Origin of the sequence: Psychrobacillus sp. NPDC096623 (assembly GCF_044762655.1) — a bacterium.
GTDB lineage: Bacteria > Bacillota > Bacilli > Bacillales_A > Planococcaceae > Psychrobacillus.
Genome location: NZ_JBIWER010000005.1, coordinates 134,296 through 149,996, shown reverse-complemented (window position 1 = coordinate 149,996; position 15,701 = coordinate 134,296). Strand labels below are relative to the sequence as shown.

Annotated in this window: 12 protein-coding genes and 1 other RNA gene; 8 read left to right on the top strand and 5 right to left on the bottom strand. The window is 31.2% G+C overall.

Going from position 1 to position 15,701, the window contains the following annotated elements; all coding sequences use genetic code 11:
- Positions 1-75: 75 nt before the first annotated feature.
- Positions 76-429: a transfer-messenger RNA gene (gene ssrA, locus ACIQX2_RS14375) on the top strand.
- 133 nt (positions 430-562) lie between these two features.
- Here ssrA and ACIQX2_RS14370 read toward each other — a convergent pair.
- Positions 563-1,735, bottom strand: coding sequence for a site-specific integrase (locus ACIQX2_RS14370; RefSeq protein WP_402851743.1), 1,173 nt, complete (start codon positions 1,733-1,735; stop codon positions 563-565).
- Positions 1,736-1,838: 103 nt separating this feature from the next.
- Positions 1,839-2,093: a DNA-binding protein gene (locus ACIQX2_RS14365; RefSeq protein WP_402851740.1), complete on the bottom strand. Its 255-nt coding sequence runs from the start codon at positions 2,091-2,093 to the stop codon at positions 1,839-1,841.
- A 472-nt stretch (positions 2,094-2,565) separates the two neighbouring features.
- Here ACIQX2_RS14365 and ACIQX2_RS14360 point away from each other — a divergent pair, with 472 nt between their 5' ends.
- Complete coding sequence (locus ACIQX2_RS14360) at positions 2,566-3,315, top strand: helix-turn-helix domain-containing protein (RefSeq protein ID WP_402852151.1); 750 nt, start codon at positions 2,566-2,568, stop codon at positions 3,313-3,315.
- Between the two features lie 463 nt (positions 3,316-3,778).
- Here ACIQX2_RS14360 and ACIQX2_RS14355 read toward each other — a convergent pair whose 3' ends face one another.
- Positions 3,779-4,120 (bottom strand): helix-turn-helix domain-containing protein, encoded by a 342-nt coding sequence (locus tag ACIQX2_RS14355; RefSeq protein WP_402851737.1) that lies wholly within the window; start codon positions 4,118-4,120, stop codon positions 3,779-3,781.
- Positions 4,121-4,315: 195 nt separating this feature from the next.
- Between ACIQX2_RS14355 and ACIQX2_RS14350 the strand changes: the two genes are divergently transcribed.
- Positions 4,316-4,639 (top strand): hypothetical protein, encoded by a 324-nt coding sequence (locus ACIQX2_RS14350; protein WP_402851734.1) that lies wholly within the window; start codon positions 4,316-4,318, stop codon positions 4,637-4,639.
- 437 nt (positions 4,640-5,076) lie between these two features.
- Here ACIQX2_RS14350 and ACIQX2_RS14345 read toward each other — a convergent pair whose 3' ends face one another.
- The gene (locus ACIQX2_RS14345; protein ID WP_402851731.1) at positions 5,077-5,859 is read right to left on the bottom strand and encodes a hypothetical protein; all 783 of its coding nucleotides are present in this window, start codon (positions 5,857-5,859) and stop codon (positions 5,077-5,079) included.
- A gap of 71 nt (positions 5,860-5,930) precedes the next feature.
- Here ACIQX2_RS14345 and ACIQX2_RS14340 point away from each other — a divergent pair, with 71 nt between their 5' ends.
- From ACIQX2_RS14340 to ACIQX2_RS14325, 4 genes are all read left to right on the top strand, one after another.
- Positions 5,931-7,784, top strand: a complete 1,854-nt coding sequence (locus tag ACIQX2_RS14340) for a DNA methyltransferase (RefSeq protein ID WP_402851728.1) — start codon at positions 5,931-5,933, stop codon at positions 7,782-7,784.
- Between the two features lie 5 nt (positions 7,785-7,789).
- A complete protein-coding gene (locus ACIQX2_RS14335) occupies positions 7,790-10,369 on the top strand; it encodes a DEAD/DEAH box helicase family protein (RefSeq protein ID WP_402851725.1) in 2,580 nt (859 codons plus the stop codon).
- A 488-nt stretch (positions 10,370-10,857) separates the two neighbouring features.
- Positions 10,858-11,877, top strand: coding sequence for a hypothetical protein (locus ACIQX2_RS14330; protein WP_402851723.1), 1,020 nt, complete (start codon positions 10,858-10,860; stop codon positions 11,875-11,877).
- Positions 11,878-12,026: 149 nt separating this feature from the next.
- Entirely contained in the window at positions 12,027-12,965 is a 939-nt protein-coding gene (locus tag ACIQX2_RS14325; RefSeq protein ID WP_402851721.1) for a hypothetical protein, read from the top strand.
- Positions 12,966-13,124: 159 nt separating this feature from the next.
- Here the strand turns inward: ACIQX2_RS14325 and ACIQX2_RS14320 are convergent, their stop codons facing one another.
- Positions 13,125-13,271, bottom strand: coding sequence for a hypothetical protein (locus ACIQX2_RS14320; protein ID WP_402851719.1), 147 nt, complete (start codon positions 13,269-13,271; stop codon positions 13,125-13,127).
- Positions 13,272-13,778: 507 nt separating this feature from the next.
- On the opposite strand from ACIQX2_RS14320, the gene ACIQX2_RS14315 reads away from it, so the two are divergent.
- Positions 13,779-15,515 (top strand): ATP-dependent nuclease, encoded by a 1,737-nt coding sequence (locus ACIQX2_RS14315; RefSeq protein WP_402851717.1) that lies wholly within the window; start codon positions 13,779-13,781, stop codon positions 15,513-15,515.
- The last annotated feature ends 186 nt before the right edge of the window (positions 15,516-15,701 follow it).

The following is a 15,701-nucleotide window of genomic DNA, read 5'->3' as shown; positions in this document are numbered from 1 at the left end:
TAGAATGTCTCACTTGAATTTTGACCATATTTGATGTATAGTAAGTTATGTAACTAAGCAACATATTCCATAAACGGGGACGTTATGGATTCGACAGGGATAGTCTGAGCTTGAGTTGCGCGTCGGAGGCTCGGCTCCGTAAAAACGGAACTTATAACAACAGGCAAAACAAACAACAACTTAGCATTCGCAGCGTAAGCTCGGATCTGCTTTATCTATCCATCGCCCATGTGGCTAGGTAGAGCTCAACTATAGTGGGATACGGTAGCCAGTGCAACTTGAGCTGTCTGCAAGAGATTTCCAAGTTAGCGTACACGACGCCCGCTTGTCGGCATAGTGCTACGCGAAACCTAAATAGGCAAGATACACGCGTAGAAGCTTAAGTGTTAGAGTTTCTGGACGCGGGTTCAAATCCCGCCGTCTCCATATATCGAAATCATTTGATTTCATACAGTGTCAAAACCCTTGATATTCAAGGGTTTTTTCTTTTTGTCTATATCATCTAGTTTCAATGAGTATCAATCGAACGTAGTCAAAAACGTAGTCAAAACGTAGTCACGAATTACATTTCAATATAGCTTGCGAACTTCAATATTGCTTCTTCTTTTGCTTTCTTTGTAACATGTGCATAAATGTTCATCGTCGTTTTTACATCACTATGACCTAAACGATCTTGGACTTCTTTCAAACTAGCACCCGCTTCGAATAACAATGAACAATGGGTATGACGTAAACCATGTGTTGTGATTTTGCCTAGCTTGTATTTATTCTGTACCTGCACAATCCACTTGCGAACTTTTGTAAGTTGCAAGTGTTTATTTTGTTCATTACTAAATACAAGTTGCTTTGGTTGCATTGTATTAAAGCCCAGCACTAAATAATCTAGCTTTTGTTTTTTCTTCCACTCTTTTAAAACAGCCATTGTTTTATCATCCATCTTAATTGTACGAGGTAAATCTGTTTTAGGAAGCTTAACATATTGTCGGTTATCTTTACCAAGTGAAAGAGCCTTGTTGATGCGTAGTTCGTTTGTTGTGAAGTTTAGGTCATTCCATGTAAGAGCTAAAGCTTCCCCCCTACGCATTCCACTGAAAGCGAGTAAGCGGAATAGGACATAAGCTTTGTGGTTACTTTCACGTTCTAAACATGATAGGAACTCAATAAGCTGCTCCCGTGTATAGAAGTTCTCCACTTTATCTTCATCTGCTCTTTTAGCCTTCTTAGAAGTGTTAGTGGGTAAATCTACATGTGTAAACGGATTTGTTAGTATATAGCTACGCTTAATTGCAAAATCCAGCACCTTAGCAGCGTAAGCCTTTACCATTCGGTAGTTCTTTAACTTCGACGCCCATTCATCCACGTGCTGTTGACATACATCGACATGTATTTTTTCAATTTTATAAGTACCCATCGCAGGCAAAATATGATTTTTAAAGAGGCCTGTAGTTTTTACATATGTGCTTTCTTCCACAGTCTTCTCATATTGCTTTACCCATAGGTCATAAACTTCTTGGTACGTTTCAGCACGTTCTTGTTGGTACGTGCCGTTCGCAACATCTAGCTTAATACGAGCTAATGCTAATTCCGCTTCCTTATGTGTTTTAAAGCCACGCTTCAATGTACGCTTCTGTTTACCAGTTAGTGGATCAACACCTAAATAAGCTGGGAACTCGTATCGTGTCTCACCACTTTTCAGCTTATAGCTTTTGATTGGTGATACTTTTTTCTTTACCATGATAATTCCTCCTGAATCAGTTGCGGGGGCAAATGATTAAAGAGAGGATTTACCTCTAGTGATATTATAATCGAACCTAAAGGAAAATCCTCATAAATTATTATTAAAAACTGTGTTCTTCTAAAAAACGATCAATCTCTTTACGTGACACACGCTTTATACCTTCTATTTCACACACTTGTAAACCCATTGCACGGAACTTATTAAACGTGTTGTAGGCGACACCAGCATACCTGGCTCCATCTTTTAAGGAGAGCCACCCACTATCCATAAATTGATGCTGTGTGGCTAGTAATGCCTTCTGAACAGCCTTCATCACTACTTCTTCTATATTTGTATCCATTAACTTGTCATTCATATGAAATTGCTCCTCTTCATTTAATCCCCGCATTGTTTTAATTGCTACTGTTGATTTATACGAGCCTCGAAATGGAGAGTTAAATAAAAAATGAATCAAAATATAATGTCAATTAGCAAAGGTCCCCAGTATAAATGAAAATACACTCAAATAGTTAAACTCTGTTAATAAAAATAGTAGTTTTTTTAAAGAATTTTTATTATCCCCCCCTATACCTAGGGAATAGGGTACTTCATTTATGTTTCGTGGGAGGCATGTAATACCGCTGAGAAATTTTTTCAGAGATGTGGTGCGGATTTATTTTATAATTTCCAAATGAATCAATTTTATTATTTAACAACTAAGTAATCTTCTCGTATAAGGATGTCGTAGGCATTTGAAAGTGGTAATGCCGAAAGGGAAACTTTTTATAAGTCATAACCCTGAAAATATTATTGGAGGTTTTATTATGAAATTAGTAGACTATTTGAAAATGATAAATGAAGGGGGAAGCATTAAAACTGCTGCTAATTTTGGGTACGTATATACTCCGAATAGTATTCGACGCTGCCTAAGAGTTAGTCAGGAGGAAAAGCTCTTACTCTTTGAAATATTTAGCTTATACAACGAAGAAAAGGGATATGCTTTTCCTACGCAACAAACTTTGGCTATGTATTTAGGTGTTAGTTCCTCCTCAGTTAGTAAGTTACTAAAAACACTTGAAATAGAGAAGAAGTTTATTAAATCCTATGGAAAGAAGGGAAAGAAAAAAAGGTACGTTCCTCTAATGAGTCTTCATAGCAATCCCTATCTATTATTAAGTGAAACTTTCCATTTTGCTACAAAAGTAATTCATAAAGAAATTCCCGAAGATATTAGTGGTGATTGGGGTAATAAGCTGTTGCAGTTTGTGAATGTGAAGAAAGAAGATGAGTTTACGGAAAGAGATCCATATGGCCTTTTATTAATTAATTTTGATAAAGAGTCCTCCATTGAACAACTTCTCATATTAATAACAGAATATATTAGTCGATTATTTTCAATAGAAGTAGAAATCAACTGGAAGGAGGAGATAGTTGGAAATAAAAAAAGGAATGCTAAAAGAAAAGAGGAGAAGAAAAATCCATTTTTCGATAATGTTAAAACCAGTACAAAAAATAGTTATAGTAGTACTAAAAATTTAAAGCCGGATGAAGCTGCCCAGCTCCAGCAGTGGATGTTGGATATAGGTATTAAAGATTAGTTATTAAGAAGTTGTCTATAATGACAACTTTTTTTCTTTCTTTTATTACATGGATAAATTCATATTTGATTTATAGCTATGCATTTTTGAAAGAGGTAGTGAAAATTTGAAAACCTATCTTTCCAAAATTCAAACATACTAATATCATCTATAAATATCACTATAAAAATAAGATAATCATTATTAATACTATAAATTTTAGATGAAACAGAGATTTAAAAAACTAGTAATTATATTTATAGTTAATTTACCAGCACTTTCTCGATTTCTATTTAATATACATAGCTTCGCTACCGTTACTGCCCAGAAATTATGGTGCTTGGTGCGGATTTGGCATAGAAATGCAACATACCACAACAAGTGCCCCCCTTGGTGCGTTATTGTCTACTACAAAAGAATAAAAGCTGTATTTACTCTAAATGCGAGTCCACACAGCTTTTATATTGTAGATTAATGAGGCTAATCAATTATTGCCCTTCCAATTGATAAGTAGTTCAATAAACGATAGAATCGTACGTTGGTCGTTAGATGATCTATCTTCTAGTAAAGTGATTATCTTAGTAATTTCTATACTATTTGCTTTTGGACCGGTTTGCGTATTGCTAAACAATTCTTCTAATGTAATTCCTAGTGCATTAGTAATTTTATATAAGCTTTCAATCGTTGCGTTTTTCTCACCACGTTCTAATTGACCGATGTATGTGTTGTGTAGGGATGCTTGATGCGCTAACTCTTCTTGACTTAAGCCACGTTCTTTACGAAAGTTTCGTATTTTCTCCCCTACTATCTTAACTATGTCCTCCAAGACCATCACCTCAAAGTTAACAATATAGTGGCATAAAAAAAATTCCATATACTATAAATACTTTTTTAAAAATATATATACTATTGATATTTTTTGCGGTTTATTATAAAATATTTAGTAAGCATATCACTACAGGATAATAAGACAGTAGTGTTATCCATTTAGAAATATTAAAATATAGGGGGTAAAAATATAATGCCTTGGTGTTTAAACACTTTAAAAGTAATTGGAAAAGGACAAGTGGAAATATCTAGTCTATGTAATTTCGAATTTGACATGGCTTCCGAAGAAGAAGAATTTTTAGTGGTAAATAAGGATCGAAATGAAGTTATAAATACTTTAACATTCAAACACTCCATTCTTGATAGAGAGCTGTTTGACAAAAAAGATACAGTACACTTTATTAAAGTTAGAGATGGTATATTGGACCATCTAAAACCAGAAGATTTCAAGCTAATTTCAGATAAATACTTTAATAATACAAAACAAGAGTTAACAATATTACAAGATTATAAATAATTATTCTAAACAACAACAGTATCCATTAATTGTATGGATGCTCTTTTTTTATTGTCACAATAGTTTTATATAATAATCGTGGTAGTTCTATTCAATATATAAAACAATCATCTCTAGTAAGCTCAAAAGCACAGAGAGGTGAATGAGATTTTTCGATTTTTACAGATGCCTTTTCAAGTGCTAATTTTTGACTTAGACAATATCTCTACGTTTTGCTAGTATTGTTATACTGTCATTTCATAATGAGTTTGAAATAAGAAATAAATAGTAGCTACTAATAAAGCCAAATATTATTGGTTATTAAAATAGATATTTTTGGGGATAATTATAAAAAGTGGGGTGTTTTATTAAGACACACCACTTTTTTATATAACGGCTTATTGAAATATATTAAGAGAATAGGGCTTATGGCCCGCAGACACCGTAATTTGAATCTCTTATAATAAATTTACGGTTGCTTGAGCAGCTAACTGTTGTCTATTTCCAAGACTTCTGAATGCGTTCCAGTTTACAGGGCTTGTAGGGTCATAAGTAAACACATTTACCAATTTTTGAGCAGAAATAGTACGGCTTCCCACTTCGTCATGATGAATAGTGTAGAATGGGATGTTTAGTGCATCAGATAAAGCAAACATCATTTTATAATTAGATAAATCTGCAGGATAAGGTTGCCAATTATTAAAGTTTACTCTATCACTTCTTTTAACTTCTACAAAGCTAGAAAGTGTGTTATTTAAAGTGTCAACTACTACCAAATCTGTGTCAATTTTTCTTACTGCTGTTCCACTAAAGAAAGACCTTGACCAAATATGAAATAGATCTGTAACAGCTTGTGAACTATTAACTGCTTTAGCAGATGTGTTACTAACTGTTAGATTGAAAGTGTTAGCAATAAAATTGCCGCCATTCTGAACGTTGTATTGTGTCCCATCTATGACAAGAATATCGTTTAAAAAGTCATACTCTATGTCTAAAAATGGAATTGCAGTATTAGTTCGGATTTCTGTTGCAATTGTATTAATTAAGTTTTGAGAGTTTTGTTGATTAGCATTCTGATTAGTTAAATTTAACTCTCGTACTACAGTAATACCTGTTAAATTAGGATGTGTCTGGCTATTTGTCCAAAGTAGAATAGCAGGACCTGGAGGGTTACTGATAAATACACTTTTGTTTGGACCTCCGTTGAATGAATTGTGAATGTAATTTAATAATGCAGTCATAATTTACCACCTTTCGAATGATACTATTATCACATAAAATTTCAAAAAGATAAACAAAAGGAGTAGTATAAATGTTTGATATAAATAAAAAACTTATAAGTCTTTTAGAATGTGACGAAGATTATATAATTGATAACCAAATAAATAAGGCGAGAGTAATAGAAGATTTACGAAATTATAATGAAAAATTAATTAAGCTCCTATTAGCAGACAACTTAATAAGTGAAAAATTCGTAAAAGACATTCAAGGAATCAAAGTTCTTAAAATTGATGAGTTGATTGATGTTTTACAACTAAAGAATTACTGGATGAATAGTTATACGAAATACCAAAATAAAATTGGTCTTAGTACTGAAGGGAAATACTTAGCTTATAATTCAGATACAGTATTAAATTATCCGTTTAAAGACTGTTTACTTGAAGGCAGCATGACTAAGGAATCTGTAGGGAGACAAGAAACTTTTTTCAATAAAGTTATTGCTAAAGAAGAGATTGATGTTTTACTGGCTCCTAAAGTATTTGATAAAGCTGTAAAAGTTAATAGTGAAGGTATTTTGTCAGTTAGCGATTATAACGATGAAAATTTACTTATTAAAGGAAATAATTTGATAGCACTTTATTCATTAAGAGAAAGATTTTTTGCTAGTATTAAGCAAATTGTAATAGACCCACCTTATAATACCGGAGGAGATGGTTTTAAATATAACGATAAATTTAATCATTCTGCTTGGTTGGCATTTATGAAAGATCGTTTAGAAATCGCTAGAGATTTATTAGCTGAAGATGGGACGATTTGGATTTCAATTGATGATGATGAACAAGCATATCTAAAAGTATTATGTGATGAAATTTTTGGAAGAAGTAATTTTGTTAGTAATATAATTTGGGAAAAACGCTATTCTCCCACAAATGATTCTAAATGGTTATCTGATAGTCACGACTTTATTGTTGTTTATGCGAAAAATAAAGAGAATTGGCGACCAAATTTATTACCTCGTACAGAGAAACAAAATAAATATTATAAATATGATGATGGGGATGGCAGAGGCAATTGGAGATCAGACAATGTATTAGTTAAATCCTTTTCACCAAGTGGTGTCTTTCCTATTAAAAATCCAAATACAGGTGAGGAGTTTTATCCCCCTAAAGGAAGTTGCTACAGATTTAGTAGAGAAACTGCAGATCGTTTAATAAATGAAAATAGATTATATTTTGGTAAAGATGGCACCGGTGCTCCACAGCTAAAAAGATATTTAGCTGAAGTTAAACAAGGTGTGACTCCAATGACTATTTGGTTTAGAGATGAAGTAACGGATAATCAAGAAGCTAAAAAAGAAATAAATGCTTTTAAATTTGATGAAAAGTTTGACACGCCTAAACCTGAAGGATTAATTGAAAAAATTCTTCATATTGGATCTAATGAAGGGGATCTGGTGCTAGATTTCTTTGCAGGATCAGGAACAACATTAGCTACTGCTTTAAAAATGAAGCGAAAATTCATTGGAGTGGAACAAATGGAGTATGTTCAAACCATAACTTTACCAAGATTACAAAGCGTAGTTAATGGAGAAGTTGGTGGTATTTCTAAGAAATATGAATGGCAAGGTGGCGGAGAGTTTATATATGCTGAAATAGCGAACTATGAAAAATATATTGAGTTGATTGAAAATGCAACTGATTTAGATCAAATCCAATCATTGTTGAATGAATTAGATGAGCATTTCCTTCTTTCATATAGAAGTGAAACAATATTTAATAGTGAAGAATGGGAAAGAGTGTCTGTAGATGAAGTGAAGGAACTGATACTTAAAGAGTTAGATATAAATCAACTTTATATCAGCTATTTTGAAATGGAAGATGTGAGATTTAATTTTGAAGATGCAACACTTAGTTTCAACAAGAGTTTCTATTTTGAAAAGGAGTAATATAAATGAATAGACTACTATGTGAAAAGATAGCACAAGAGGAGTCCCTTTTTCATTCATTTATAGAAATTCCGGATTATATAGATGAAAACTTAAAACATCCTCTTCGTTATTATCAAAATATGGCATTACTTTACTTTATACAGACACAGGAAGGGTATTTGTCTAATGTTACTTACAATCATTTATTATTTAAAATGGCAACAGGTGCGGGTAAAACGAATGTAATGGCAGCTGCAATGTTATATCTTTATAAAGAAAAGGGTTATAACAAGTTTCTTTTTTATGTAAATAGTGATGCAATAATTAATAAAACATACGAAAACTTTTTTAATGCTAAGTCCAATAAATTCTTATTTAAAAATAAAGAATTATTTGTTGATGGTGAAAGGATTACGCTTAGCTATGTAAACAGTTATCCTAGATATCCATCTAAAAATACTATCTATTTAAAGTTTACTACTGTTCAAAAGTTGCATATGGATTTGAAATTTCCAAGTGAAAATAGTTTAACTTACGATGATTTAACAATGAGTAAGCTAGTAATGCTATCAGATGAAGCGCATCATCTTAATGCTACAACTAAAAAAGCTAAAAAAGGTAATGTTCTTGATGATGGCTGGGAAAATACAGTCTTAAAAATTTTAAATTTAAGTCCAGAAAATCGTTTGTTAGAGTTTACAGCAACTTTAGATTTAACTAATTCGGAGTTATTAACTAAATATCAAGATAAAATTATCTATAACTATGAATTAAGAAATTTTATGCTTGATAGGTATTCAAAAAACGTAAGTTTAATTCGAAGTAATGATGATGATCAGGATAAAATTTTAAATGCTGTATTATTAAGTCAATATAGAAAGTATATTGCTTTGAAAAATGGTATTTACATTAAACCTGTAATACTTTTTAAATCCAATAGCATTAAAGTATCTGTGCAAACACACGCTAGATTTATTGAATTTATTCAAAATCTTGACTCTAATAAATTACAAGGTTTTATCAACTCAAATTCAATTGTGGCTTCAGAAGGCAGTATTTTTTCACAAATGTATCAGTTCTATCAATCTATGGACTTAATAAAAGTAGTAAAAGACTTGAAATTTGATTTCCGTGAAGAGAACTTGTTGAACGCTAATGACAAAGAATTTGTCTCTCCTAAAAACGTTAAACTACTAAATAGTTTGGAATCAATGGAAAATAATATTAGAGGTATATTCGCCGTAGCTAAGCTAAACGAAGGATGGGACGTATTAAACCTTTTTGATATTGTAAGAATTAGTGAGGGTGCAGCTAAAACTAAGAGTATAACTGATAGTGAAGCTCAATTAATCGGGAGGGGTGCTCGATATTATCCATTTCCCTATCAGGGAGAAAAGAGCTTTAAAAGAAGGTTCGATAATACAGATAATGAACTAATAATTTTAGAACAATTACATTATCATACAATTAACGATAATAGTTATATAAAGCATCTGAATAAATCCCTCAATGAAGCAGATATTGTAGTAGTGGAAGACTCTAGAATTACTTTAAATGCTGAGGTTAAAGAGAGTTTTATAAACAGTTCAGTATATAAAAATGGGTTTTTATATGTAAATAAAACTATTGATCCACCATCTGAAAACTATAAAACGTTTAAAGACCTTTCTGTTCAGACTTATTATGAATATGAGGCTGATGAATTTATTGAGCAACAAGTATACACGAATATAGAACACCGAGCTATGATTGCTTTACAAGAGACAGATATAAAACTTAATAAGAATATTTGGCGAAAGGCATTATTAAAAAACAGATTTTTTGATTTGCAAAATTTGAAAAAGATTTTTACAAACCTAGATGGAATTGAAGAATTTATTCTTAGCAAGGACTATTTAGGGGGCGTTAATTTAACACTAAGATATCCCAAAGGGCAAGAACTGATTTATCTTTCGCTGAATACAATTATAAAGTATTTAGAAAGAACACTGACTCAAATAAAGCGTCAAATCATACTTAACAATTCTAAAAAGATTGGTACCACAGAGTTCGAGGCAGTTCCAATTAAAGAAGTAGTAAAAGATTACTCTATAAGTATTAATCCTATTGTGAACTTATCATTTAATGAAAAGGTATCTTCATATCCTATGAAGAAGAAGGATTGGTTTGTTTATGATAATGCCATTGTAAATGGTTTAGAATGGGATTTTATAGGTTATTTCGAAGGGATTTTAGATGAAATTTATTCTAAGTATAGTGAAGTATATCTTATTAGAAATGAACAGCAAATAAAACTCGTGGAATTTAATGGGGTAAGAGGCTTTATGCCAGACTTCTTTCTATATTTAAAAGAGCTAGATCAAGTTTATCAAATCTTAATTGAGCCTAAAGGAGAATTTTTATATTTTAATGACAAATGGAAAGAAGATATGTTGTTAAAATTAAATAGCCTTCCTAATGTTATAAATTTAGCTGAAAATAATACAGCCAAAGTTTATGGGCTAGAATTTTTTTCAAAGGAACCGCAACGACGAGAGCGCTTCAAGGCACAATTTAGAGAGATTGTTGGAATTTCGAATACTAAGGATAAAGATGCTTTTTAAAGATATAAAATATTCACTCGTAAACCTTCTAATCATTAGATTAGGGGGTTTATTTCTATGTTATGGGAGAAGACGAGGAATTTTTTCTAGAGACATACTGTTAATCATTGTTCAAAAGTATTTTTAAATAAAGTTATAATAATTCTACTAGGAAAAAGAAAGATGCTAAGTTTGAATAGGACTACCTATACAAGTTAGTTGATCAGGAACTGTTCTTCCGCTTGCCTATGCTTCCAGTTCCTTTTCTGTTGGTACTTCTTCTGGAATAGCCATAATCTTAAGCACTTTTTACTTCTTTTAGTTTGTCACTTGGAAAATTGAAGGAAAGGTTCTAAAAGACTAACCAACTCTATGGATATATACTTTTTCTTGGTGAAAATAGTGCCTTTTTCTGTATGGAAATTTTCAAACGAAAAAAATGTGGTAAAGTAATATAAGGAAAGCATTGGAAAGTAAAGGGGAGTTTTTTGTGATTGGAGTGATGGTGTATGGATAGGCAAGATTTAATTAATTTTTATAAAGATACAAACTATTTAAGTGCAAGTTTGTCTATTAGAGGTATTCCGCCTAGACCAAGTGAATGGAATGTGCCTCTTTTCATTAAGAAAATTTATCCTGAAAATATTGCCTTATTTAAAGAATCATTAACAAATAAATCAATTGAAATTCAATTAGATCAGGAAGACATAAATTATTTTAAGGCTCTTATGCTGCATGAGTCATTATTTAATTTTTATAAAGCGTATTACAATTATATATGTGCTTTAAAAATGTATGATGGCGGACTTCAACATTGGATTACTATTACTTCATATTACTCCAAATTATATATGGCAAATAGTATCATAGCATTAACAGGTAATTCGAGGTATGTAGTCAACGGAAGTAACAAAAACTTTGTTGAAGACATTTATAAATTAGTTAATCCAAAGGGATATAATAGAAATATAGAAATAAACGGTAAATTCATTGAAGATTATGCGAAATATGGTATAGAAATTAATATTGCTCCATCATCTAATGAGGGGGTACTAAAAATAATTACAGATTTAGGTAGTGGAGGATCACATAGTTATATCTGGAATAAGTATTCTGAATTAGACACGGCAGAACTTGGTATTACTAGAATGGAATATGACTATCCACAAAAGCTTTCTAATGAAAGAAATCTTGAAAATTACTCATTTGATGGATACAAACAATTAGACTTTAACTTGGGAATAGAGAACTTTAAGGATTATTTTAAAAGAGAATACATTAAAGATCAGTCTGATCTTATCTATACTAGTGATACTGCTATTATCCTTGGTGTAATAGGAGAATTATATAATTTATATAAATCACTGGGAGTCAAAAATCTTCCTATTGAAAAAGAGAAACTGATTTTTATGTGTGATTACTCACTTGGAAAGTCCAATCAGTCAATAAAGCTTATTGATTTAATAAAATCTGGATTTCCCCCAAAAAACAAGTACCTAAACGAGTATAATTGGTATGAGTCCACTTAAAATTATATCTTAGTAAAGCTTTGTGATTATCCTTTTTCTGCTTGATAGTTTTTTTGTCATGTAAAATAAAAGGATTAATAAGAAAGCATATCGTTGATATGTTTTCTTTTTATTATTCCTATTATCAATATACCAAGAGAGGTGTTTAAATGAAAACAGTTTTTCCAAAAGATATTACAGATTCTATGCGAACTTGTATCTTATCTATTTTTTGGCCCAAAAAAGATATAATATCTTTTTTTGATAATAACGGTTGTACAAAAAATGATTTAAAGAACGTAATTAATTATGAAGAGTTAGGTTTTAGTAGATCCCAAATTATTGATATAGTATTTAGTCATCTTTTTAAACGTAGTGATGGAGGGATAGGACAAATTAGATCTATGCTACAGGCATTGGTAAATTGGGATCACTTTGATCCATATTATTTTAAGAAGTTGAAGAAATTAGATGAAAGTGAAGCTATTCGAAATATAAACCATTTAAAGCAATTACAAGAAATTAGAGACACAAAAATTAAACAGCAAAAAGAAAATCGTGAGAGAAAAGAAAAGGAAATTTATCTTAAAAAAAATACACTGGAACAGTTAAAAAACCAATATATTAATCTTTATCAAGGTAAGGATGAGTTCGGTAAAGCTATAACACTACAACAAAGAGGATATTTACTAGAAAATTTCTTAAGGGATTTGTCAATTTATGAATCGCTCATTATATCTGATCCAATTAAGTTAAGCGGAGAACAGATTGATGGAACTGTTAAATATGATGGGGAAAACTACATTTTAGAAGCAAAATGGCAAGACTCCTTAACCGCATCTAATGCTTTATATCACTTTGCCTATAAAGTTGATGGTAAGTTGTATGGCAGAGGTTTATTTATTTCAATTAACGGATTTTCTGCAGATTCCGTTAACGCATTAGTAAAAGGGAAATCACTCAATACTATTTTAATAGATGGAGCTGACTTAATTCTTGTAGTCGAAGGATTATTTAGTTTTAATGAAATTCTAAATCTTAAAATTAAAGCAGCTCAAACAATGGGGAAGATTTACATAGATGCAAATACTATGAAAGATAAAGTGTAGATCCTCCTTCTTGTCTGAAAGTTTGTTCGCACTTACTTAATTAGACATTTAGGGAGGTCCTCCTTTTTTGCTACTAAAAAACCTTGTGCTTTAAATTCTAAGAGTTACGAAATTGATCCAGTTGAAAAAATATTTAAATTAAAGCACCTTTTCACCTAATTAGTTTTTACTAAGTCTTTCCAAAGTTTTACCATGACTTTTAACAGCCTTATCATAAATTGCTTTAATGTCTTCTTTGCTTGCAGTTTGTTTTGTAGTTTTCTTTGATGTTAAGTTCGTATCTTTACCTTCCTGCTTCTTCTCCATTTTATCCCTCCATAATTGTTATCATAATATAACTAACTTACTCTTTTAGCTAATTTTATCATACTAGAGTTATAATACCGATTTTTAGCAAATGTTACTCTTAATCAAGACTTGAACAGATTCTGTCGATAAATCTAAACAACGAAACAAATACAAATACAATAAATATAAAAGATAAATAAAGATCATAACATCAATTATAAACATATATTTCAACCAATTGCATCATCTGCCATCTGTCTTCTTATTCTCATCAGTTGAAGCTTGCGTTAGATTGCTATGCATCTTAATAGGAACAGGATTTTCTGTATTTCGTAAGATTAGTGAAAAAGTTTTAGTACATTAGCTGTTTCGAATTAGCTTACTTTGCAAAGATATATAGAATAAAGCTAATGAAAATGAATTAAATAGAGATATTGTTTAAATATTCTAACAGAATAGTTTGTTTTAGGTTATTATGAAAGGAGTTATATACATAAAAACTATATATTGGATGGGGAGATTAAAATGAAGATTATCAAGCTTTTAATTAGTAATTTTAGATCTATTGGTAGTATTGAGAATGGTCCAGGAGTTGTGATTGATTTAGAAGATACTAATGTTATCAATTTGATAGGACAAAACAATGTTGGTAAGTCTTCCATCTTATCCGCATATGAATATTTTGTGATTAGTGGAAAAACCGCTCTAAAAGATGATTTCTACAAAAATTTAGATAATCCAATTCATATAGAGGCTTGGATAAAAGCCGAGAGTATAGAAGATGAAGAAATGCAAGCTATGAAGAAGTCTATGTGTAAAGATACTAAGATTGCTCGGTTTAAGAAAGTGTGGTCAAAAGAGAATCTAGGTGGACAAAAGTACACTTATAATTATGATTCGAATGAGTGGGATGTTGGAGGCGGAGGGGGTTTTGATACTCTATTACAATATGCTTGTCCTACTCCTGTTTGGTTAAGAGGACTAGATTCAGTAGAAATAATTCTTGAAAGCGTGCAGAAGTTAATAAAGGACAAAGTATTAGTTAGGGCTGCAGAGTCCGAAAGATATAAGTTGCTGGAGAAAGAACTTGAAGAACTAAGAAAAGATATTATTGGTGATGATTACGCTCAAAAAATTCAAACTAAGCTTACAGATTTAATGAATGAGACGTTTCCCAGTTTGAAGGTATCATTATACGGAAAGGAAAAAGCAAATTTGGGTAAAAAACTTTCTGATTTTATTGAGACGGACATTAATTTTTCAGAAAATGATAGTTTTTCAGTTCACATGAACAATCATGGACATGGTATAAGAAGGCAATTTTTATTTAACGCCATTAGAGGGCTAAATGATGTTTTTATAGAAATGTCTAAAGTTAAGAAAACGAGAAATGAAGAAATTATAGATGGTTTATTATCTACTAATAATTCAAGTAGTAAATCTAAGATGTTATTAATTGAAGAACCAGAGCTTTTTTTACATCCACAATCTGTTAGAATGTTTTCCGATGTATTATATAATCTTGCAGAGCATTCGGAATTTCAGATAATGACTGCTACTCATTCCCCAATAATGGTTGATTTGAGTAGAGACCATACTACCTTATTAAGAGTAGTAGCTACTGATGAGGGATCAATAGTACATCAAGTTAAATCCAATTTGTTCGAAGATATTGAAAAGGAAAAAATGAAAATGCTAAACACATTTAACCCATATGTGTGTGAGGCTTTCTTTTCAAATAATGTAATTTTAGTTGAAGGTGATACCGAGGCAGTAGTATTTAGGGAATTACTTAATAAATTGGTTGAAAGTAAGTATATAGATTTAAATGGTGTACCATTGGTCGTTAACTGTGGTTCTAAGATGAACATACCTTCTTTTCAAAAAGTTCTAAGACATTTTGATATTAAGTATTTCGTGATTCATGATTTAGATAATAAATATAATGAAAATGGTAATAATTCAGCAGCATGGACACTTAATACCAAAATATATGAAGAGATTGTTCTCCATAACATGAACGGGAGTACGAAAGCAAATCGTTTTATTATGGAAAGAAACTTCGAAAGTCAGCATAATTATAAATATGAGGTGGCATTAGGGAAACCTTTATCGGCATATAAATTGGTAACTGGTTGGAATATTGAGGATAATCTTATTGGTGCAATACGAGCAATAAAAATGGCGCTAGGTATTGTTGAACAAGAAGATTTTGGCCAAGAATGGGTTGAGTTAAGAGGAGAAATACCACTTGAAGTTTAAATTTTTCTTTGTTCTAATCCATTACCAGTTAAGACAATAATGTTGGATAGTTTGTAGAAAAAAATATTAATAAGAGTTCGAGAATCTAAAAATGGTTCTTGGACTCTTATTTGTATATTACTTGAATATTTATTGGTAGGTATGATAATCTCTGAAAATTTCAACTACAATCTTATATTTAGTAGA

Coding starts and splice junctions, on each gene's coding strand:
- ACIQX2_RS14370 (WP_402851743.1), bottom strand. CDS start 1,735: ATGGTAAAGAAAAAAGTATCACCAATCAAAAGCTATAAGCTGAAAAGT.
- ACIQX2_RS14365 (WP_402851740.1), bottom strand. CDS start 2,093: ATGAATGACAAGTTAATGGATACAAATATAGAAGAAGTAGTGATGAAG.
- ACIQX2_RS14360 (WP_402852151.1), top strand. CDS start 2,566: ATGATAAATGAAGGGGGAAGCATTAAAACTGCTGCTAATTTTGGGTAC.
- ACIQX2_RS14350 (WP_402851734.1), top strand. CDS start 4,316: ATGCCTTGGTGTTTAAACACTTTAAAAGTAATTGGAAAAGGACAAGTG.
- ACIQX2_RS14345 (WP_402851731.1), bottom strand. CDS start 5,859: ATGACTGCATTATTAAATTACATTCACAATTCATTCAACGGAGGTCCA.
- ACIQX2_RS14340 (WP_402851728.1), top strand. CDS start 5,931: ATGTTTGATATAAATAAAAAACTTATAAGTCTTTTAGAATGTGACGAA.
- ACIQX2_RS14335 (WP_402851725.1), top strand. CDS start 7,790: ATGAATAGACTACTATGTGAAAAGATAGCACAAGAGGAGTCCCTTTTT.
- ACIQX2_RS14330 (WP_402851723.1), top strand. CDS start 10,858: ATGGATAGGCAAGATTTAATTAATTTTTATAAAGATACAAACTATTTA.
- ACIQX2_RS14325 (WP_402851721.1), top strand. CDS start 12,027: ATGAAAACAGTTTTTCCAAAAGATATTACAGATTCTATGCGAACTTGT.
- ACIQX2_RS14320 (WP_402851719.1), bottom strand. CDS start 13,271: ATGGAGAAGAAGCAGGAAGGTAAAGATACGAACTTAACATCAAAGAAA.
- ACIQX2_RS14315 (WP_402851717.1), top strand. CDS start 13,779: ATGAAGATTATCAAGCTTTTAATTAGTAATTTTAGATCTATTGGTAGT.